The 19,773-nt window shown below is 50.6% G+C and carries 17 protein-coding genes and 1 tRNA gene; 12 read left to right on the forward strand and 6 right to left on the reverse strand.

Features of this window, described 5'->3' with window-relative positions; translation table 11 throughout:
* Positions 1-49 precede the first annotated feature (49 nt).
* The 4 genes from ACYQ2L_RS04045 (at position 50) to ACYQ2L_RS04060 (ending at position 4,075) form a co-directional block, all read left to right on the forward strand.
* Entirely contained in the window at positions 50-226 is a 177-nt protein-coding gene (locus ACYQ2L_RS04045; RefSeq protein ID WP_460051328.1) for a hypothetical protein, read from the forward strand.
* Between the two features lie 19 nt (positions 227-245).
* On the forward strand, positions 246-1,169 hold the full coding sequence (locus ACYQ2L_RS04050) for a hypothetical protein (protein WP_460051331.1): 924 nt from the start codon (positions 246-248) through the stop codon (positions 1,167-1,169).
* A 75-nt stretch (positions 1,170-1,244) separates the two neighbouring features.
* On the forward strand, positions 1,245-2,621 hold the full coding sequence (locus ACYQ2L_RS04055) for a M20/M25/M40 family metallo-hydrolase (RefSeq protein WP_460051333.1): 1,377 nt from the start codon (positions 1,245-1,247) through the stop codon (positions 2,619-2,621).
* Positions 2,618-4,075, forward strand: coding sequence for a YfcC family protein (locus tag ACYQ2L_RS04060; RefSeq protein WP_460051335.1), 1,458 nt, complete (start codon positions 2,618-2,620; stop codon positions 4,073-4,075). The genes ACYQ2L_RS04055 and ACYQ2L_RS04060 overlap by 4 nt, the downstream gene beginning before the upstream one ends.
* Here ACYQ2L_RS04060 and ACYQ2L_RS04065 read toward each other — a convergent pair.
* Genes ACYQ2L_RS04065 through ACYQ2L_RS04075 form a run of 3 tightly spaced genes read right to left on the reverse strand, consistent with a single transcriptional unit; the run spans position 4,060 to position 7,259 of the window.
* On the reverse strand, positions 4,060-5,121 hold the full coding sequence (locus ACYQ2L_RS04065; protein WP_460051337.1) for a DNA-methyltransferase: 1,062 nt from the start codon (positions 5,119-5,121) through the stop codon (positions 4,060-4,062). The two genes, ACYQ2L_RS04060 and ACYQ2L_RS04065, sit on opposite strands and share 16 nt — an antisense overlap.
* 9 nt (positions 5,122-5,130) lie before the next feature.
* Entirely contained in the window at positions 5,131-6,609 is a 1,479-nt protein-coding gene (locus ACYQ2L_RS04070) for an MATE family efflux transporter (protein WP_460051341.1), read from the reverse strand.
* A 59-nt stretch (positions 6,610-6,668) separates the two neighbouring features.
* Complete coding sequence (locus ACYQ2L_RS04075; protein WP_460051343.1) at positions 6,669-7,259, reverse strand: HD domain-containing protein; 591 nt, start codon at positions 7,257-7,259, stop codon at positions 6,669-6,671.
* A 119-nt stretch (positions 7,260-7,378) separates the two neighbouring features.
* Between ACYQ2L_RS04075 and ACYQ2L_RS04080 the strand changes: the two genes are divergently transcribed.
* Positions 7,379-8,458: a hypothetical protein gene (locus ACYQ2L_RS04080; RefSeq protein ID WP_460051346.1), complete on the forward strand. Its 1,080-nt coding sequence runs from the start codon at positions 7,379-7,381 to the stop codon at positions 8,456-8,458.
* On the forward strand, positions 8,445-9,137 hold the full coding sequence (locus ACYQ2L_RS04085) for a hypothetical protein (RefSeq protein ID WP_460051348.1): 693 nt from the start codon (positions 8,445-8,447) through the stop codon (positions 9,135-9,137). The genes ACYQ2L_RS04080 and ACYQ2L_RS04085 overlap by 14 nt, the downstream gene beginning before the upstream one ends.
* A 27-nt stretch (positions 9,138-9,164) precedes the next feature.
* Here the strand turns inward: ACYQ2L_RS04085 and ACYQ2L_RS04090 are convergent, their stop codons facing one another.
* Complete coding sequence (locus ACYQ2L_RS04090) at positions 9,165-10,073, reverse strand: hypothetical protein (protein ID WP_460051352.1); 909 nt, start codon at positions 10,071-10,073, stop codon at positions 9,165-9,167.
* 54 nt (positions 10,074-10,127) lie between these two features.
* On the opposite strand from ACYQ2L_RS04090, the gene ACYQ2L_RS04095 reads away from it, so the two are divergent.
* The 3 genes from ACYQ2L_RS04095 (at position 10,128) to ACYQ2L_RS04105 (ending at position 14,207) form a co-directional block, all read left to right on the forward strand.
* The gene (locus ACYQ2L_RS04095) at positions 10,128-11,528 is read left to right on the forward strand and encodes an HD domain-containing phosphohydrolase (protein WP_460051355.1); all 1,401 of its coding nucleotides are present in this window, start codon (positions 10,128-10,130) and stop codon (positions 11,526-11,528) included.
* 116 nt (positions 11,529-11,644) lie between these two features.
* A complete protein-coding gene (locus ACYQ2L_RS04100) occupies positions 11,645-13,498 on the forward strand; it encodes a glycoside hydrolase family 3 protein (protein ID WP_460051357.1) in 1,854 nt (617 codons plus the stop codon).
* A gap of 142 nt (positions 13,499-13,640) precedes the next feature.
* Positions 13,641-14,207, forward strand: coding sequence for a DOMON domain-containing protein (locus tag ACYQ2L_RS04105; protein WP_460051359.1), 567 nt, complete (start codon positions 13,641-13,643; stop codon positions 14,205-14,207).
* On the opposite strand, the gene ACYQ2L_RS04110 is transcribed toward ACYQ2L_RS04105, so the two are convergent.
* A complete protein-coding gene (locus tag ACYQ2L_RS04110) occupies positions 14,197-14,949 on the reverse strand; it encodes a sulfite exporter TauE/SafE family protein (RefSeq protein WP_460051362.1) in 753 nt (250 codons plus the stop codon). The two genes, ACYQ2L_RS04105 and ACYQ2L_RS04110, sit on opposite strands and share 11 nt — an antisense overlap.
* A 29-nt stretch (positions 14,950-14,978) precedes the next feature.
* Between ACYQ2L_RS04110 and ACYQ2L_RS04115 the strand changes: the two genes are divergently transcribed.
* Positions 14,979-16,604, forward strand: coding sequence for a gamma-glutamyltransferase family protein (locus ACYQ2L_RS04115; RefSeq protein WP_460051364.1), 1,626 nt, complete (start codon positions 14,979-14,981; stop codon positions 16,602-16,604).
* Positions 16,605-16,629: 25 nt separating this feature from the next.
* Here ACYQ2L_RS04115 and ACYQ2L_RS04120 read toward each other — a convergent pair whose 3' ends face one another.
* Complete coding sequence (locus ACYQ2L_RS04120; protein ID WP_460051366.1) at positions 16,630-17,784, reverse strand: GNAT family N-acetyltransferase; 1,155 nt, start codon at positions 17,782-17,784, stop codon at positions 16,630-16,632.
* A gap of 89 nt (positions 17,785-17,873) precedes the next feature.
* Between ACYQ2L_RS04120 and ACYQ2L_RS04125 the strand changes: the two genes are divergently transcribed.
* Both ACYQ2L_RS04125 and ACYQ2L_RS04130 read left to right on the forward strand, forming a co-directional pair.
* Positions 17,874-19,565, forward strand: coding sequence for a sensor histidine kinase (locus tag ACYQ2L_RS04125; RefSeq protein WP_460051368.1), 1,692 nt, complete (start codon positions 17,874-17,876; stop codon positions 19,563-19,565).
* 38 nt (positions 19,566-19,603) lie between these two features.
* Positions 19,604-19,687, forward strand: a tRNA-Leu gene (locus ACYQ2L_RS04130).
* The last annotated feature ends 86 nt before the right edge of the window (positions 19,688-19,773 follow it).

Consider the following 19,773-nt stretch of genomic DNA (forward strand, 5'->3'; position numbering starts at 1 on the left):
AGGAATGGATAGACCATACTCTATACAAATGAAACTGACAGGAGTACATATGACAGAGCAAAACTACACAAAATCAGTGGTTAAAACAGGAGTCGGCTTCGGATCGGCACTGGCGATGGTAATCAGTTTTACCATAAACCGCAGTATCATCTGGGCTGTTATACATGGCTTGATGGGCTGGATCTATGTGATCTATCGCGCATTGATCGGGGGCTATTCTCTGTAACCGAGGTGACAGTTCAATTATGTATATGCAGATTCTGATTGCCTTTATAACTGTGCTTTCATGGTTTTGCGTGCTTGTAATGTCTTTTCTCAATCCTTCAGACACCTTGCCTATGAGTGAGATCGGCTTCCTGGCATGGTCACTTGCGGTCCTGTTTCTGCCAGCCGGAATCACTGTATGTATCACCCGGCTGTTCAAGCAGAAAACTGCAGTGCATTTTTTCTGCTGGTATGGAGCATCGTTTTGTTTTGTATTCGCAGCAATATTCTGGGGAGCATACTGGATACACCGCGATTTCTATTCACTGCTTTTTCTGTATGTAATCATATTCTTTATTCTGATCATGATCCGGCTGCCATATCTCAAACTGATAAGGAACAAAAAACGGGTCTATACAGCCATACGTGCGGCAGCCTGGGGCATTTTTTTTACATTCTCGATCTGGCTGATTTTCATGGGCTATGCCATCGTCACACGGTCTGAACCCCGCTGGATCGAATCGATAGCATATAATTTCCTGGCAATGATTATACTTGGGATTCTGGTAGCATCAATTTCGATTCTTGGAGAACAGATCAACAGGGTATTCATGCTAAGCGGGAAAGATATACTGCTGGATGACAGAAACCTGGGTGATTACTTCACCGGCAAGGAAAAGGAAATACTCGAAAGCTTCGCACGCGCTCCCGAACACCAGCTGAACTGCTCGGAACTGCTTGGGGGACAGATAGATACCTGCAGGCAGTGCCTTGACGAAGGATGGACAGCAACGCACTGCAAGGGATACCGGAACCTCAAAAATCAGATTACTCTGGTCAAAAAGTATCTTGAACTGCTTGAGATTGGAACCCTTGTCACCGTCTCGGACAATTACCGGGAGAACAAGAGACGAGGCTGGAAGCTCCGTTTTTTTGATGACGTTGTACTGAAAATAAATCACTGACACTGACCGGAACATAAAGCATTTTTATAAGTGCTCTCTGTATTTGTATTTTCTTCCGTGCCAGACTATAACTACATGGTGAGTATACCAGAAACACGAGATGAAATCACTCGTTTGTCCCGAGCATTGCAGTTCAGAACTATAAGCGCGGTTGACGAAGCCGATATACCTGATCCACAGGCCTTCATTGATTTCGAGAATTTTCTCGTCAGGGCTTTTCCACTCATACACTCAGAGCTTATCCTGGAGAAACCAGGCAAACCAGGATTACTTTACTTCTGGAAAGGACTGGATCCTGAATCCGATCCGATTATTCTGACAGCCCACTACGATGTGGTTCCCGTAGAGAACCCTGACACCTGGACATGCCCTCCCTTCAGCGGTGCACTGCAGGATGATTGCGTCTGGGGACGCGGTGCGCTGGATGACAAATCTTCCCTGATGGCTCTCATGGAGGCGGCCGAGTCTCTGCTGGCCTCCGGGTGGAAACCGCAGCGGAGCATTTACCTCGCCTTCGGCGGGGATGAAGAAGTAACCGGAACCAGAGGGGCAGCCCGTATTGCGGCCCATCTGAAAAGCAGCGGGGTTCAGGCGGCCTGTCTGATCGATGAGGGGACTGCAGTCGTCAGCGATACAATTTCCCTTGTCAGGCAGCCGATAGCACTTATCGGCACAGCGGAGAAGGGTTACCTGGATGTCCAGCTCAAGGTGAGTGGCGGCAGCGGACACGCTTCCATGCCGGAACGGCGCAGTGCAGCCGGAATTCTTGCCCGAGCCCTGCTCAGAATAGAGAAGCGGCCCTTCCGCCCGCGCATGATCCGTTCCACCGCAGCCTTCCTCCAGGGCATTGCTTCGGCCGCCCCACCTTTAGTCGGAAAAATACTACAGCATCCGCGGTTGTTCAGGCCGCTGCTGCTGAAACTGCTGGCGGCGAATCCGAAAACGGACGCCATGATCCGCAGTACACAGGCACCGACCATGCTTGAAGGCTCCCAGGCTGCAAATGTCCTCCCGGATTCAGTATCAGCAACAATAAATATACGTATCCTCCCCGGTGAAACTATCGAAGGCTGCCTGCAGCGGCTCCGCAGGGTTATGAAAGACGAGCGAGTCAGTCTGAACGTATTGCATCCTGAGGGAGCAAATAACCCGCCTCCGGAAGCATCGCTTGAGAGCAGGGAATACGAGCTTCTGAAGAACTGTATTTCCAGTCATTTTCCGGATGCAGTCATCAGCCCCTATCTTGTCTGCGCTACCACCGACAGCAAGCATTACCAGGGTGTCAGCAAAAATATTTACCGCTTCCTTCCTCTCCGCATGGGGCCCCAGGAGCTTGCGCAGATTCACAGCCGGAATGAGCGCATAAGCATCCAGGGCTACATCGGTATGATTGATTTCTATCGCGATCTGATACGCAGCCTGGCGAGTCCCGGCACAAAGGAAAAACAATGAGCACAGAGAATTCAAGCCTCCGCATCGGCAAGGCCGCTTTCATCCTGGCATTCTGCATCCTGATATGTCTGATGATCTTTTCAGGAATACTGACCAGAACCGTCCCTGCCGGAAGCTTCGAACGCGAGCAGGTTAACGGCAGGGAAATGGTGATCCCCGGATCCTATGTACTGACACCCGATCACGTGGCCCCGCCGATATGGCGATGGCTGACAGCACCTTTCGAGGTATTGTTTACACCCGGTGCAATAGTGGCCATCACCATCATATTCTTCCTGATTTTTGTCGGAGGCAGCTTCACTGTTCTGGAAAAATCCGGGGTGTTGCAGGCCGTTCTCAATCGCCTGGTCAGTAAATTCCATCACAGGCGCTACCTGCTCATGGCTATGATCATTTTTTTCTTTATGGCCGTGGCCTCGGTTCTCGGAATCTACGAAGCCATGGTACCCCTGATCGTTTTTATTGTTCCCCTGGCACTCAAACTGGGCTGGGACTCACTGACGGGATTAGGAATGAGCCTGCTGCCCCTCGCATTCGGGTTTTCTGCGGCAATCAGCAACCCATTTACTATCGGAGTGGCCCAGAGAATTGCCGAGCTCCCCTTGTTTTCCGGTGCCTGGCTGAGAATCCCTTTTTTCATTATCACCTATGCAGCTGTCCTGCTGTTTGTCAGGGCACATGCCAGAAAGGTCGAGAAGGATCCTGCGCGCTCGGCTGTACATGAACTTGACGAAGCCCGCCATGCCCTGCTGAAGGCAGAAGGTAAAGGCAGCGATGAACCATTATCCCGTGAAATGTCCCGGGCAGCAGTCTGGTTTGGATGCTGCATTGCTATTGCCTTCGTCTTTATTTTCGTGACTGCCAGGAACCCAGCACTCAGCGACCTTGCATTTCCATCGATGGCATTGCTATTTTTCATCGGCGGTATAGGCGCAGGCCTACGATCGGGTATCGGCAAAAAGAAAACAGCCCAGGCATTTGCATCAGGCGCTCTGTCCATGCTCCCGGCCGTACTATTGATTCTCATGAGCCTGAGTGTCCGGCATATTGTCGATGCTGGTGGAATAACCGATACCATTCTGAATACAGCTGCCAATGTCATTGCCGGCAGCTCAAGTTTTACCGCGGCTTTTTTCGTCTATCTGCTCACACTGGCCATGAATTTCTTTATCGGCTCCGCCAGCGCCAAGGCTTTTCTCATGATGCCCATCCTGTCTCCGCTGGCCGACCTGGTCGGCATCAGCCGGCAGACAGCCGTGCTGGCATTCGGATTCGGGGACGGATTCAGCAATATGCTGTATCCCTCCAATGCCCTGCTACTGATCGGTCTGGGATTTACCGTAGTGAGCTACCCCCGCTGGTTGAAATGGACGATCATCCTCCAGCTGCTGATGTTTGCAGTATCCATGGTGTTTCTCTATATTGCTGTCCAGGTCAACTACGGGCCGTTCTGAGAGAACAAGGTTTCCTCATAGATAGCAGACCAGGTCATTTCTGAGGCAGGCTGAATATCACAGAGCACAGGCAGCTGAAGCTTACATTCCTGACTGCTCATGACCGGAAATCCATAATATTCATTCCGGTGCTTCAAGGCAGGTTTTCCCTCCTGCCCTCGCTTGTCAACAAACAATAGATGATCATCGAGGCGCTGCAGCTGACGTTTACGCAATCCGGGCAATGCTGCAGCAAAACCCTGCTGCATGATTTCAGCAAAGCCCCTGTCGAGTTCTATGCTGAGAGAATTCCTGCCGGCGGCGGCAGCAGCGAAGGCAGTCGTGCCGGTTCCACCAAAGGGATCAAGCACGGTCTCTCCCTGCAGGCTGTACATGTTCACAAGGCGAAAAGGAAGTTCCAGGGGGAAGGCTGCACTTCTGGAACGTACCTGAGGATCGCCGATATTCTGCCGGACTCCGCTCAGATTCCAGGAATCAGAAAACCACTGATTCCGCTCCTCCCAGAAATAGGCACTCCTGCGGCGTAACTCTGCTTCATCCTTTCCGAACACACGCTTGCCTCCCTTACGGAAGACAAGAATATATTCATGCTCCAGAGTTACATAGGCTCCTGACGGCAGTGTGCCGGAACCCATGAATTTGTTGGGTGCATTTGTACTTTTCCACCAGATAACAGCAGGCAGACTCTCGAATCCCAAGGATTCAACTGCCTGGGTGATTCTACTGTGATTGGTATATAACCTGAAATTATCTCCGATTTTCCTGGTGGCGTCACCAATGTTGATGCACATAAAACCGCCCGGCCGGAGAACCCTGGCGCATTCGGCCCAGACTTTATCCAGGACAACATGCATCGCTTCGAAAGCCCGCCGCCCGTCCAGGGCATCAAGCGCCTCAGCGGCTGAAACAGACAGCCCGCGGAACACATCGTCCCACATCTGTATCATCGGGTAAGGAGGGGATGTGACAATCAGATCAACAGAATCGTCAGAAATCTCCGGCATGGAGGCAGCAGAATGTATACACAGTCCATGGCTTGTTTTCATACTCAGTTCTTATACTTCCGGCGTTTCAAGCGGCACAGAACGCAGAGCATCCTGATACGGGTCGGCACTCAGGCCGTCTTCTACTCCGGTACCGATTACATCGATGAGTTCCCAGGCGCCGGTACGGTAGCGTAATATCATGCCGGTACCAATAATAATCAGAGTAACTATGAAAAATGACCACATGATGATTGGATCCAGCCGTAATACTACTATTCCGACAACTGCGAGAATTGCCATGATCCAATGCAGACTGGCATTTATGATCATAACCCAGCGGGTATCACCAGCACCCCGCAATGAACCGGCAAAGACAATCTGCGTAGCATCCGCCATGGTGTACAGAGCAGCCATCCGGAGAAGAATACCTGCCAGTTCCCGAACCTCAACACTGAATGGGTCACTGCCTACCGCAAAAATGCGGACCAGCACCGGTGCACCAAAAACGAACATCAGGCCCATAAGAGCGGCATAACTGAGGGTGATTCGGAGCGCCAGCTTCGTGACCCGTTTCGATCCCTCCGGGCGACCAGCTCCCTGCTCCTGTCCGACAAGAGCTGAAACAGCCACCCCCATACCGATCATGGGGATAAAGGAAACAATGTCGAAACTGAACACAATGGTCACCGCGGCCGCAACCACACCACCATAGGAGTGCATGAGCTGGAGAAAGAGGTTAAACGCAAACACATTCAGAAACAGCTCCAGGCCTACCGGAAAGCCAAAGCGCAGCAAGCGTGAAAAAAGCGGTTTGCGAAATTTCATGCATAGTCTCAGCCCATGATTACGGATAGCTGAACGGACTTCTTCACGTCTGAGATAGGCAATAAACAGCACCAGGAATGCCGAGAAACTCCCCCCGATGGTTCCAAGCGCAGCACCCATTATTCCTAGCGCGGGGAAGGGACCGATACCAAAAATCAGCACATAATTCAGAGGAATATTTACAAGCATGCCCGTGGCATTACCGGCTAAAACCAGCCTGGTCCTGCCGGTTCCGGTAAAATACCCGGCAAATACCGAGCGCAGCAGCACAAAAATACTGCCGCTCATCAAGAGGCTGAAGTACGGCACCTCAAGTGCAACCTGTTCCGGACCATGACCAAGAATTCTGAACATCGGGCTTATCAGCGGAATCAGCAGGAGTATAATCGGATAGGCAAACAGAACCAGATATATGCCCTGACTAACCGAGAAGATTCCCTTCTCTTCTTCACCTGCACCATGATAATGAGCCACCAGGGTGTTCATATAGCCCGCCATACCTATAAACAACGCGCCGAATACAAAACTGGCCAGACCGCCTGACATAGCAGCTGCCATATGAATCAGACTGAGACGGGAGAGGAAGAGCCGGTCGGCAAACATCATGACCGTCTCGGTAGCCTGTGAGAGAATGATTGGAAGCGCCATCGCCCCCATTCTGCGAACTGTAACCGGCGGAAGCTTTTTCCGGAATGCCGGATTCTGAAGATCAGTGGATTGCATGATTAACCTCATCGCGAAATAGCGCGGAGAAAAAATATAGCACAGCTTCAGTTTTTGAACTACCGGTACAATCCCTTGGCTACACTTCTACGGATTGTGTCCAGAGTATAGTCCCACAATGCGCGGGATGCATTCTGAATGTACATTTTCTTTTCAACAATCAGGGATTCTGACAGTTGGTGATCCTTGATTCCCGCTCCATTACTCTCACAGTGATTTACCACCGGCTGCATACCATCCAGTGAAGCAGCAAAGGCTGCCTCGGGGCTTTGCCGGGCATCGAATTCACGCCAGAGTGAAATAAACTCATCGCGTTGATCCTCTGGAAGCAGACCAAATATCCGTGCCGCAGCGGCTTCCTCGCGAACCTCCTTGTCCATGTTTGCAGCCTCATCATAGAGAAAGGTATCCCCCGCATCGATCTCGACAATATCGTGAATGAGCAGCATCTTGAGTATTTTAAGGATATCCAGGTTTTTTTCATCTGCGTGCTCTGAAAGCACAATAGCCATCATGGCGACATGCCAGCTATGTTCAGCACTGTTTTCGTGGCGGGATCCATCTATGACCACATTCTGCCGGTAGATCTTCTTGAGATTTTCAAGTTCGACAAGAAAAGCCATCTGTTTCTGTAATCTATTCTGTTTCATGTTGTAGTATAACAGGAAGCGGCAATTTACAGATAGGGTTTTATGGTCTACGATTATCCTTCGCTTGCTTTCGGAAAGAACAATTCTTCTGAGCAGCGGTCAAATCAAGGAATGCAGTTTTGAGAATCCCCCTTCCTTCAGCAAAATATATCTTTTTGATAGTCCTTTTGCTGTCGGCAGAAGTTGTCGCTGCCCAGCAATATGTGAGGCAGCGTTTCGAGGCTGATCCTCCCGAATCGGGCAATAGCAGAATAGAAAACATTCTATACCTTGCTGCCGGAATCGCACTGCAGGAATATGGATTTTCCAGTTCCCGACGGGACGCGGGTGCGAAGTATGAGCTGTTAACCAGATACAGAATTGAAGGTAGCAGAATCAGCCTCAGCTATTACTGGGCGATGGCCTCCGATGACGAAGAAACAACAACAGTCGGCACATTGCTGCAGGTAGATTCCGTTCTCGATGATTCCCTGGAACGGGACATTTCTGATGCATTGATGGAACTGCTTGCAGAGGCAGAAGTGGAACCTGTGGAGGAAGCGAGCGGGTTCGGTTCGAGTATAGAGCTGCTGGATGATAGCCGCCCGGGCCCTTCGATAACAGAAGAGCCTACTGACGATGTTATAGCAACGCCTGAACCAGAGGAGCCTGTGGACCTTGAAGAACATGAGAAAGAAAGATTTGAGGAGTCAGAACAGCCAATCCCGAAATATATCTATGCCGGAACCTCAATCAGCGGGGGCTTTTTTATGCTGGAATCTGCTGATTTCTTTCGACTACAGCCAGCAGTCGATCTCAGCCTGGGAAGATTCTGGCTCTACGGAAATGCTGAACTCGGAGCCGGGCTGCAGTTAACATCAGGTCCCGTTCTGAATAAGGAAGGGATTCAAGGTGGACCGCTTATTGTATCTACCTTTGGGCCGGAGTTGTTCAGCAGCAGGAAGGCCTGGAACAATGGAAGCTGGTTTTTCCGTTTTTCAGCCGGAGCGGCTGTGTTGAGCCTGAGCACCGCAGAAAATTTTCTTCATAAATCAGTCGCATATACAGGTGCTGCACTGGGGTATACAATTAACCTGTTCGGGAAGACTGAGACCGGTATTCTGCTGCGGGTCCGCAGCGTATTCGACCAGGATTTTCCACTGGTCACATTCGGTCCGGCACTATATATGAGGATGAACTGGAGCTATGAAAAAGACTGAATCCAGATTGGCGATTTTCACAGCACTTGTAAGCGGCATAATTCTGCTGTCGGCATATGTGGTCAGCTGCGACACCTTCTCATTGCGTGAGGAATTCAGTCCCGTGGACACGGCGGACAACTACCCCTCGCTGACCTTGCGGGCAGATGTTTCAGAACTCCAGCAGAATTCCTCTGCAGAACTATTCCCTGAAGGCGGCAAGCCCCCATATTCATTCCGTAGTATCGCAGACGATCTGGTTCACATAAATGATGAGACTGCGGCCGGAAGCATTCAGCCGCATGGCAGCGGATTTCACTATCATACCGGTAAATCCATCGGCCGGGTGGAGGTGGAACTGCGGGACTCTCTGGAAAACAGGGTCAAGATAGATCTGCTGATTATTCCGGAGCAGCCGGTTATTACCGCTCAAGGGAATTTCCCTTCAGGTCCTCCAGCTCCCAGTGGAGTCAGAATAACATGGATCAACGAGGAAGGAGCTGATTCTGTTCAGATTGAGCGCAGGGAAAATGATCAGAACAGCGAATGGATTAAAATACGTACCGAAGAAATAGCTGAGTCCACCACAGGCAGCTTTCTGGACGGTGACGCCGAGGAAACAGGCTCATATCTCTACCGCGTCCGTGTCATCGCCGGCCCCTATGAGTCACCATGGTCGGAAGAAGCGGCGTATCCTTGAGAAGGCCGATTAGTTAAAAGGAGAAGATCAATTATTCTGAAGCAAGCTGTCTATCTCTATGAGCAACTCATGCATGGCTTCTGTATAGCCTTCTTCCTGTCCTTCTGCACGCCCGCTTTCCTCGAGAAATGTAAAATAACTATCCAGCCGTTCCGGAAGATCCGGATACTCACGCAGGAACTGCGGCTGCCGGACAAGAGCCTTTACAAGCAGCCGGGTTTCAAGCAGATCAAGGTCTGACTCCTCCTGGGCATCTGAAAGGCTTTCCGGAGCTATTGGCTCGGTCCGAAGGCTGATACGTTCCCGAAGTTCAGATACATTCCGGATTACGCCTTCAAGGCTGGATATCTGCGCAAGCGATCTGCGAACATCGTCTTCAAGAATTTCTGCATAGAGCTGACTCTCATCCAGCTGTGCCTGCAGGGTATCAATCCGGGTCTGCAGGAGTCTGGTGAAGGAATTCAGCTCGGAATCCCTTACGAGCTGCAGCCTTGGAATTTCAGTGCGGATGCCGGCTGGTTCATCGGTAGATCTGTCACGCTCCGGAGGAATCGCCGCCGGCACATCGATCCGCTGCTGCAGAATCGCCTCACGCTCCTGCTCGGCGATCATAAGCTGCTGCTCTAGATCCTCAAGAGCTGAGCCAGCAGGTTCCCGCTGAGACAACTGTAGATATCTCTGCCGTAATTCAGATATCTCCCTGTCTTTTTCAAGCAACTGCCGATCGGTGTCCAGTTTCAGTTCACGCAGCAGCTGCCATTCTGTCATTATAAATCTGCCCTCTGAGGCAGTGGCTTCCTCAATAGAGTCGTCATAATAAAGAAAAGCCCCATACACAAAAAGAAGAATTATCAGCCCAACTGCTATATTGATTATAACGAGTAAGCGGCGGCTGCTTCTGCGACTTAATTCAGTTTCATGTAATTCACCCTGCATTATACACCTGACTACATACTACCACCCCATTGTTTTGTATGCTACAGTTTTTTAATGCGCACGAAATCCAGCCTCAGACTCAAACTGATCGTTCTCATTGTTCCCATGACTATTCTGGTTATTCTTTCTGTTGCAGTAATCTCGAATCTGGGAACTCGTGCTGCTCTTACGAGAGTTGCCACCAGACATCTCTCCTACAAGGCCGAACAGCTAAGAGATTTCGCCTGGAGCGAGTGGGAAGTCCTCGTCCAGCTTGAGATTGAAGATAACCCGGAATTCCTTCAGGCGACCCGGGAATCTCTTCGATCATACGCTGATTTTCTGCTGAGAAGCAGCAGCGAAATGATTCTTGCAGTCGACAGCAATGGTAGTATTGTACTTAAATCAGGTTTTGGTGCAGGCAGCGTTGATGAGGATGTTATTACTCTGACAGAAGATCTTGAGCCTGGCTGGATAAGCGGAAAAATCCTGGGATCTGAACGGGTAGGTATTGCATTCGACTTTCCTCCATACGATTGGAGATTTGCAGTTACTGACTTACAGTCGAGTTTCTTTCGTGAAACAGTGGTTCTGAATCGCATCTATGCTGTCTTTCTGGTGTCTGCATTTCTGCTGATCTCCATGCTGACATATTATTATGTGGGCTATAGTATTCATCCCATAGAAAAACTGACAGCTGCCATAGTATACATCCGACAGTCAGGAGACCTCACCCGTACAGTTGATTGCGATCTGAATGATGAAACAGGGAAACTTGCCAGGGAATTCAATGCAATGCTTGCTGAGCTCCGTAATACTATCAGCTCACTGGAAAAACTGAGTACATCCGAGCGAAACATGCGCATTCGTATTATGAATCAGGAGGAAGAAACGCTTGCCATTCTCGGTAAGGCAGTGGAATTCCGGGATAAGGAGACCGGAGATCATCAAATGCGCATCGGAGAGCTTGCTGCCCTGTTCGCCCGCTTGCTGGGAATGGATAACGAATCGATCAAGCTCTACCGCTTCAGTGCGCCGCTGCATGATATCGGTAAGATTGCTGTTCCAGACAATATTCTCTTCAAACCTGGGAGACTGACCAGGGAAGAGTATGAAATTGTAAAACAGCACACTAGCCTGGGTTGGGAACTTCTCAGAAATACAAGCAGCAAATATCTCGCAGAAGGTGCAGTTATCGCCCTGAATCACCACGAAAAATGGGACGGCAGCGGGTATCCGAATGCTCTATCCGGAAAGGATATTCCCCTGTCAGGAAGAATTGTAGGAATAATCGATGTGCTGGACGCATTGATTTCACACCGTCCCTACAAGGATCCCTGGCCACCTATACAGGCCCTGGAATATATCAAGGCTCAGGCCGGGCAGCATTTTGATCCTGAGCTGACAGCTGTATTTTCTGACAATTTCAGGGACTTTATGCTGATTATTGAAGAATTTCAGCCTGAGACCAGATAAAATCAGTCTGCTATGGCTTCCCGAAGGCATAACTGCTCCAATTTCCATTTGACCTCACTCACTTTCGGGTTTACACTTTGGTTGATACGCGAAACAAACTAACCAAAGGATAGTATATGAATGTGAAGAAAATTATTCTCCTTGCAGCCGCTGTGTTCCTGCTGTTTCTGATCGGCTCATGCCAGACCGAAAAGAAGACAACTGAAGCACCTGCATCTGCAGAAATTATCCCCTACCCGGATGCTTCCCTACCTCCGGAAGAACGTGCACGGGAGCTTCTGGCGCTCATGACTCTGGAAGAAAAAGTCGGACAGATGACGCAGATTGAGCGAGCTTATCTGGAAAGAGTTACCGACATTGCTGACTACAAACTCGGCTCTCTGCTAAGCGGCGGTGGATCCACACCATTCCGGAACACTCCGGTTGGATGGGCAGACATGATTGACGGCTTCCAGAATCAGGCACTCCGCACACGCCTCAGGATTCCCCTCCTTTACGGAACCGATGCAGTACATGGTCACAACAACATGCGCGGGGCAACCATTTTCCCGCATAACATCGGTCTGGGCGCGACCCGCAATCCTGAGCTCGTGGAAGAAGTCGCTCGAATAACCGCAATCGAAACCACTGCAACCGGTGTCCACTGGAATTTCGCACCGAGTATCGCAGTTCCGAGAAACATCCGCTGGGGCAGAACCTATGAGGGTTATTCCGAAAATCCTGAGCTGACAGCCCTTCTGGGAGCGGCTGCTGTGCGCGGCTACCAGGGAGATGACATTTCTGCACCGGACCGCTTTATAGCAACTGCCAAACATTTTGTCGGTGACGGAGGAACCTTCGAAGGGAAGGATCAGGGAGACACCAGAGTCAGCATTGATGTCCTCCGTGATGTTCACGCACGTCCTTATATAGATGCCATTGAAGCCGGTGCAAAAACTGTTATGGCAAGCTACAACAGCTGGAATGGTGAAAAACTCCACGGCAGCAGAGAACTTCTGACTGACATGCTGCGTGGGGAACTTGGCTTTGACGGACTCATACTCTCCGACTGGGGCGCTGTAAAACAGCTGCCCGGTGAACGCGAGGATCAGATCGAGCGTGCCATCATGGCCGGCATCGATATGGTAATGGTTCCGGATGACTACCAGGTGTTCATTCCCACTTTGATCAGCCTGGTTGAAAGCGGACGCGTGCCAATGGAACGCATTGATGACGCAGTTCTAAGGATTCTCACCCTGAAGTTTGAATTCGGATTATTTGAATCACCTAAAGCAGACCGCAGTGCTGCTGACAGCATCGGCTCACCTGAACACCGGGAAGTTGCCCGGCAGGCTGTCCGGGAATCCCTGGTTCTGCTCAAGAATGATAATATCGTTCCGATCTCCAGCGATGTACAGCATATACACCTGATTGGAAACAAAGCTAATGATATCGGTGTACAAAGCGGTGGCTGGACTATTACCTGGCAAGGCAGTACCGGAGCCAGCACTCCCGGCACCACATTGCTGGATGCAGTAAGGGCCATTGGTGATGAACGAGGATTCAGCGTCAGCCACGGAACTACCATTCCGGACACTGCGGACCTGGTCATTCTGGTGGTCGGCGAAGAGCCCTATGCAGAGTTTGAAGGCGACACCGAAAAACCGGAGCTGAACAATAGAGATCTCGGATATCATCAAACAGCAGTTGAATCTGGACTTCCGGTTCTGACCATAATGATCAGTGGACGTCCGATGATCATTACCGACCTGATCGATGACTGGGATGCATTTGCTGCTGCCTGGCTGCCCGGCACAGAAGCTGACGGGATTGCTGACATTATCTTCGGCGCATATGAACCCAGCGGGGTTCTGCCTGTAACATGGCCACGAAGCATGCGTCTCTACGAACTCCGGGAACAAGCCGGTGGTGATCCTGATTTCGAGGATCCGTCCTCTGAAATCCTGTTTCCATTCGGATTTGGCCTATAGACCTCCTTTCCCGCAGTCTTTTTTTACCCCTGAAGGCTGCGGGTTTTCCTTGATTTATTATCTGTGACATTTGCCGCTTCTCCCTGGAAATGACTACTTTAACTGTAAGTTTTATTTATGAGCACAATTCAAGGAGATATACATGAAGGGACAAGTCGCACTGATAATTGCATACCTATTGATTTTTACAACATCGGCATGGGCTGGTGGAGCTCAGGAAATTGAGGGACCGCTTCCAGCGACCGGCAGCGGCCCGGTAACAATAGACGGAACAATCGATGAAAGTGAATACAGCCATCTTCATATGACCTCAAGTATGGCAATTTACTTCTCGAGAATAGATGATGATAACATTGCCGTTGCTGTAACCGCTCCAACACAAGGGTGGCTCGCAATCGGTTTTGAATCAGCAAGAATGGACGGCGCTTACATGCTCATAGCATTCAGCCAGAACGGTGAACAGTTCTTCGAAGAGCATCGGGGCAGTGGGTGGTCCCACAGTAAAATGGCGGAGTTCCGGGTCAACGAATATGCGGTTGCACACAGCCCTGATGATCATAGTATTTTTGAGGCTGTCGTGCCTGCGGAAATAATCGAAATAAACGGACGCGGTGAGGAATTTCCGTTTATCATTGCCCATAGCCGGCAGCAGAATTTTACTGCCAGACATGTGTATAGATCTTCGGAACGCTTCCGTATTACGGACTGAAGAAGAACAGTCGTACTGACATGGCGAGCACCGCTACTGTCAGTACGACCTTGATCCAGCGATCACCTTTACTGACCGAGAAATGGGTCCCCAGCCAGGCACCTCCAGCCTGCCCGGTTGCCAGAACGATGCCGGCGGCAAAATCAATCTGCCCGTTGAGAATAAAAATGAGCAAGGCTGGCACGGTGTAGATCAGCACAATCATTACCTTGACCGCATTGGTCATTACAAGATTCAGACCGCTGATTCGGGAGAAGGCAGCCATTATAATAAAGCCCACGCCTGCCTGAATGAAACCACCGTATATTCCGATCAGAAAGAATACCGGCAGCAGCAGCGGCCAGTTCCTGATTTCAGTTTCATGAGTTCCATGACTGCCGCGGCCGCTCAAGGTGAGCACGAGTACTCCAATCATAACGATTGAAAGAATCCGGTTAAAAAGCTCCCCTGAAATCTCAACCGCAATACTGCTTCCAATTATTGCGCCGACAGAGGCTGCAGCACCGAGTATAAGTCCTGCCCGCAGCATTACGTAGCCTTTCTTGCTGAAACGGTGAACTGCCATGCCATTCTGACTGAGTTGGGCTATACGGTTTGTTCCGTTCGCCATAGCAGGCGGCATACCGAGAAAAATCATGGTCGGTACGGTGATCAGCGATCCACCACCGGCAACAACGTTTATAAAGCCGGCGGCCAGACCTGCAGCAGCAATCAGCAGCAGATTTATAATAGACAGTTCCATGCAAAGCTCCTTGAGGCTATACTGGTGATATGCATTATGATGACCAGTATAACCCGTTTTCCTCTTCCCGAACTACCGTATATGCTGCACAAGGTGTAGTTGCCTGTTCACATCCGGCAGCTGCGGAAACCGGCAGGCAGATCCTACAGCAGGGCGGCAACGCCGTAGATGCCGCCATTGCTGTTGCGGCGGCCCTGGCCGTTCTGGAACCTACAAGTAATGGACTTGGCGGTGACTGCTTCGCTCTTGTGCATGACGGCAGGCAGCTGCATGCCCTGAATGCCAGCGGCTGGAGTCCGGCAGCGCTCAAGCCTGATATCATCCAGGGTGCCACCGCCAGTTCCATCCCCCGTTTCGGCTGGCCTTCCGTCACCGTTCCGGGTGCAATGGCTGGCTGGCATGCGCTTCAGGAGCGCTTTGGCAGCCTGGGAACCGAAGAACTCCTCACCCCGTTGATCCGCCAGCTTGAGCATGGGGTTCCTGTCCCTCCCGTAATCGCCGGGAACTGGAAACGCGCCGCAGAAATCTATACCGCTGCACTGTCAGAAAACGGCTCCGTTCCTGCGGAGTTCCAACCGTGGTTCGATACCTTTCTCCCCGGAGGCAAGGCACCACTGGCAGGAGATCTATGGAGTCAGGAAGGACAGATGAAAACGCTCCGGGTTCTGCAGAAGGAAGGCTTCACCAGTCTCTATCAGGGCAGCCTGGCTGAAGCTCTGCTGGAATATTCATCTGCGACCGGAGGACTACTGACTCAGGAAGACCTACAGCTCTACCAGCCGGAATGGGTCCAGGCAGTTTCTACCAACTATCGCGGATACGATGTCTGGGAAATCCCGCCGAACGGTCAGGGGATTACCGCCCTCATGGCCCTGGGCATGCGCAGTGCTGACCATATCAGCGGTGGCTGGGGCAGTCCAGCAGAGCTACATCTTGATATTGAAGCCATGAAACTGGCCTTTGCCGACACGCAGGCCTATGTAACCGACCCTCGTTTCATGAAAACCAGCAGCAGTGATCTGTTGAACCCTGATTATCTTGCGCAGAGACGCGGACTGATTACTGAATTTGCTGGTGAGCCCGTACCTGGAAGTCCTTATGGAGGCGGAACTGTGTATTTCTGCTGCGCTGATTCCCGGGGCATGATGGTCAGTTTTATACAGAGTAACTATATGGGCTTCGGAAGCGGTCTGGTAATTCCCGGGTATGGAATCAGTCTGCAGAACAGAGCCTGCAATTTTTCGGTGGATCCCCAACACCCAAATTGTCTTGAGGGTAGAAAACGCCCGTATCACACCATTATCCCCGGCTTTCTGACCCGTAACAATGAGCCCCTTGCTGCCTTTGGCGTTATGGGAGGATTCATGCAGCCTCAGGGCCATATGCAGGTAATCAGAAATCTGCTTGATCATGAGTTCAACCCGCAGGCAGCACTTGATGCGCCTCGCTGGCAGTGGATGTCCGGAAAAAAAGTTCTTTTCGAGAATGATTTTCCGGCTCACAGCGTACGTGCCCTTCAGAGAAAAGGCCATCAAGCTGATTTCCATGCGGATCCGGGCCTCTTCGGCAGAGGCCAGATTATTGTAAGGGACCCTCGGGGAGTCTATGCAGCTGGCTGTGAAAAGCGCTGTGACAGCGCGATCGCTATTTTATAACCCGGCTGTCTCGTGCGCTGTTTACTCAGAGAAAAAGATGAGCAACCCAGAGGAGTACGGTTCCCATAGCCAGTACAGCCCATGACTGCCGGCGCCAGTCAAGAACTCTACGGCCATTAAAGGCTGTAAACGGAAAAAACGGCAGAAGAACCTCGAAAATCAACATTACTCTGATGTAGAAGTAGGCAAAATCTGCAATCTGCAGAATACTTCCTGACAGGTGAATCGAAACCGATGAATCAATCAGGCGGAACAGCCACCCAGCCAGAAGCAGACTGAGCGCTCCCGCAAAGGCCACCGGTCCCAGCTTGTTCAGCTGTTCCCGATAACTCCAGCTCCGCTCTGGCGGATACAGACTGCCCGGAGCAGTATAAAAACCGCCAAATACAAGGGCAATTAATCCGCTGAGAAGCATTCCGCTCTCCCATACCCGGTAGTGCAGCTTTATGCCAGTACCACGGGCAGCTGCCTTCATAGCGGCCAGCCGGAGACCAAATATAGCCAGGATAACTAGAGGAACCTGCCAGAGTTGACCAGTCGCTATGCTCCCACCCCAGCGCAGCTGCATAATGAAGGCAAAAAGACTATGAAGGATAACCGTCACCGCAAAACCTACCATACCCGAAGCAGGACTCAGCCCTGGCACAGTAGCAGAATCTTCAGGAGCAGCCGTCTCTTTTACAGACGCAGGCGATGTTCCCTTTACTCTGCGCCAGAGGAAAAAACCCGTGTCACCGAAATGCATGGTTTTAAGCCAGACCTTCGGAAGCCGCAAGCCGTACGAAGCAAGCTGCTCGGAAAATGAAATATCCGTGAAGCCCTGCTGGAAAAAGCGATTACCTGAACTGGTGTTATTACCTTCAACACAACCGAAAATGTCGGAACAGCCCTGTTCTTCGAACCAGTGAACCGCCTCAGCCAGCAGTCTGCCTGCCCCGCCCCTGCCCTGAGCCTCAGGAGCAATGAACAGCCACTTCACCAGCCCGCCCTTACGCTGAGCATCAATAGGAAAAGTAGAAAGTGTAACACCGCCGGCTATCTCACCATCAAGCTCAAAGACAAAAGCCTGCTCACCAAGATCAAAGAAGAGCCTGGCATGGAAGCCGAAGCAGCGCCTCATTACCTTGCCCAGCTGTGAACGCTCGGCTGGATCTATCTGCCTGATTGTACCTGGTTTCATATCTTCCTCCAGAGATGCATCATAGCAAGCGCAATGCCCAGAGTAAAGCTGAACTTGCAGGCTGTATCATGAAGGACTACAATTAATTAATGCGTCTCATTCCCGTTCGAAGACTCCTGATGCTTCTCACCATAATCGCAATTCTTCCCGCGCTGGCTATTATAATCTGGGCAGGATTCGAACACGGAGCCTCGCAGGAACAGGACATCCGGAACCGAACCATACATGATGTACAGATGTTGGGCCTGATCCAACAGACCATCAGTACCTCCATTAATCAGACCTTGAGTACTATAGCCGCATTACCCGCTTTTCGGGATTCCAACCTTGATTTGCAGCAGGAAATACTCAGAAATGTTCTGTTGCAGAACCCTGGTTATGTGAACCTATCCTACACCGATATATGGGGTATTGTTCAAACATCTGCTCTGCTTGAAACAGGAGCCGACCTTTCCGATCGCAAGCATGTGCTGGAAGCCCTGAGCGGGAAAAGTCCCGCAGCGGGAGAATTCATACTGGCCCTGGTTGGGGACACACCATCCCTTCCTTTTGCCGTTCCGGTTAGGAACCGAAACGGTGAGATTATTGGTGCACTTACTTCGGTATATCGATTGAGAGAATATGCGCGGGCTATAGACTCTCTTGATCTGACAGTCGATTCTCTGCTGCTGATAAGCGATGATTCCGGCAGACTGCTGTTCAGCTCTAATCCTGTAGACCGCAGTGGGGACCAGCTTTCAGAAGTAATGCTGCCTGAAACCATAAGCCTTAATCCGGAAACGATAATAGCAGAACACAGAGGAACAAGGCATTTTTTTGCACTCCAGGCCCAAACCCTACCGGGGGATGATATACCTTATATGTACATTTTCATCGGGATACCAGAAATACTGGCACGTCAGGTTATGCTCGCGACCATATTCAGGAATATTTTACTGATGATCATTGCAGGCCTGGCCAGCCTGCTCATAATCCGCCGGATAGGAGATCGTTTCATTGGCAGCGGCCTGCGTATTCTGCAGAATACCGTTCAGGAAATAGAACGGGGAAACCTTTCAGCAAGACCTCCTGATTTTACAGGGCCCTGCGAAATTTTCCGGGTTTCAAAAGGCATCAGCAGCATGGCAGAAGCAATTGAAGAACGCAGCAGAGAAAGAGACAGAACAGAGCTGAATCTTCACAAGGCACTCGAAGAGAACAAAACCCTCCTGCGTGAAATCCACCATCGAGTCAAGAACAATATGCAGTTGATGCTGAGCATGGTATATCTGCAGCGAGATTCCAGTCCGGATATTGAAAGCTTTATCACCCAGATTGAAACCAGAATCACCGCCATGTCCAGCGTACACGAGTTGCTGTATGAATCAGACTCTCTGGCCCGCATAGAAATATCCATCTTCCTGAGAAATCTAATTGATCTCAGTAGAGGCTATTTTGACATGTTCGAGATCAATGCGGAATGTGATCAGCAGGAGATAATGATAGACCAGGCAACCCCGCTCGCACTTATAACCAATGAACTCCTGATAAACGCCGCAAAATACGGGAAATCTGCTGACGGTAAAACCAGAATCAACCTCAGCTTCAAGGTTAATGAAAACACCGCTGAACTCATAATACGCGATCAGGGCCCCGGCCTGCCTGCTGACCACGACAAAAAAAATCACACCACCCTGGGAACAACACTGATAGAAACACTCGTACAACAGATCAGCGGCACCGTATCTTTCGGAGGCGACAGAAGTGGAACTGTCGTGATTATCCGCTTTCCTCTCTATTGACTTTTTTTCCTGCGGACTGTATATATAACAACACGCCAGCCCAGGTGGCGGAATTGGTAGACGCGCTAGATTCAGGTTCTAGTGGGGGCAACCCCGTGGAGGTTCAAGTCCTCTTCTGGGCATATAAAAGCTTTCAGTCCTTCAGGGCTGGAAGCTTTTTTTTATGCATCAGAAGGAAGAGGACTTGAACGTGAGCTGCGTGCGCGAA

It is taken from the genome of Spirochaeta dissipatitropha, assembly GCF_054657935.1.

Excerpts from the sequence above, each read along its gene's own strand:
- ACYQ2L_RS04045 (WP_460051328.1), top strand. The coding sequence starts at position 50 with ATGACAGAGCAAAACTACACAAAATCAGTGGTTAAAACAGGAGTCGGC.
- ACYQ2L_RS04050 (WP_460051331.1), top strand. The coding sequence starts at position 246 with ATGTATATGCAGATTCTGATTGCCTTTATAACTGTGCTTTCATGGTTT.
- ACYQ2L_RS04055 (WP_460051333.1), top strand. The coding sequence starts at position 1,245 with ATGGTGAGTATACCAGAAACACGAGATGAAATCACTCGTTTGTCCCGA.
- ACYQ2L_RS04060 (WP_460051335.1), top strand. The coding sequence starts at position 2,618 with ATGAGCACAGAGAATTCAAGCCTCCGCATCGGCAAGGCCGCTTTCATC.
- ACYQ2L_RS04065 (WP_460051337.1), bottom strand. The coding sequence starts at position 5,121 with ATGAAAACAAGCCATGGACTGTGTATACATTCTGCTGCCTCCATGCCG.
- ACYQ2L_RS04070 (WP_460051341.1), bottom strand. The coding sequence starts at position 6,609 with ATGCAATCCACTGATCTTCAGAATCCGGCATTCCGGAAAAAGCTTCCG.
- ACYQ2L_RS04075 (WP_460051343.1), bottom strand. The coding sequence starts at position 7,259 with ATGAAACAGAATAGATTACAGAAACAGATGGCTTTTCTTGTCGAACTT.
- ACYQ2L_RS04085 (WP_460051348.1), top strand. The coding sequence starts at position 8,445 with ATGAAAAAGACTGAATCCAGATTGGCGATTTTCACAGCACTTGTAAGC.
- ACYQ2L_RS04090 (WP_460051352.1), bottom strand. The coding sequence starts at position 10,073 with ATGCAGGGTGAATTACATGAAACTGAATTAAGTCGCAGAAGCAGCCGC.
- ACYQ2L_RS04095 (WP_460051355.1), top strand. The coding sequence starts at position 10,128 with ATGCGCACGAAATCCAGCCTCAGACTCAAACTGATCGTTCTCATTGTT.
- ACYQ2L_RS04100 (WP_460051357.1), top strand. The coding sequence starts at position 11,645 with ATGAATGTGAAGAAAATTATTCTCCTTGCAGCCGCTGTGTTCCTGCTG.
- ACYQ2L_RS04105 (WP_460051359.1), top strand. The coding sequence starts at position 13,641 with ATGAAGGGACAAGTCGCACTGATAATTGCATACCTATTGATTTTTACA.
- ACYQ2L_RS04110 (WP_460051362.1), bottom strand. The coding sequence starts at position 14,949 with ATGGAACTGTCTATTATAAATCTGCTGCTGATTGCTGCTGCAGGTCTG.
- ACYQ2L_RS04115 (WP_460051364.1), top strand. The coding sequence starts at position 14,979 with ATGCATTATGATGACCAGTATAACCCGTTTTCCTCTTCCCGAACTACC.
- ACYQ2L_RS04120 (WP_460051366.1), bottom strand. The coding sequence starts at position 17,784 with ATGAAACCAGGTACAATCAGGCAGATAGATCCAGCCGAGCGTTCACAG.
- ACYQ2L_RS04125 (WP_460051368.1), top strand. The coding sequence starts at position 17,874 with ATGCGTCTCATTCCCGTTCGAAGACTCCTGATGCTTCTCACCATAATC.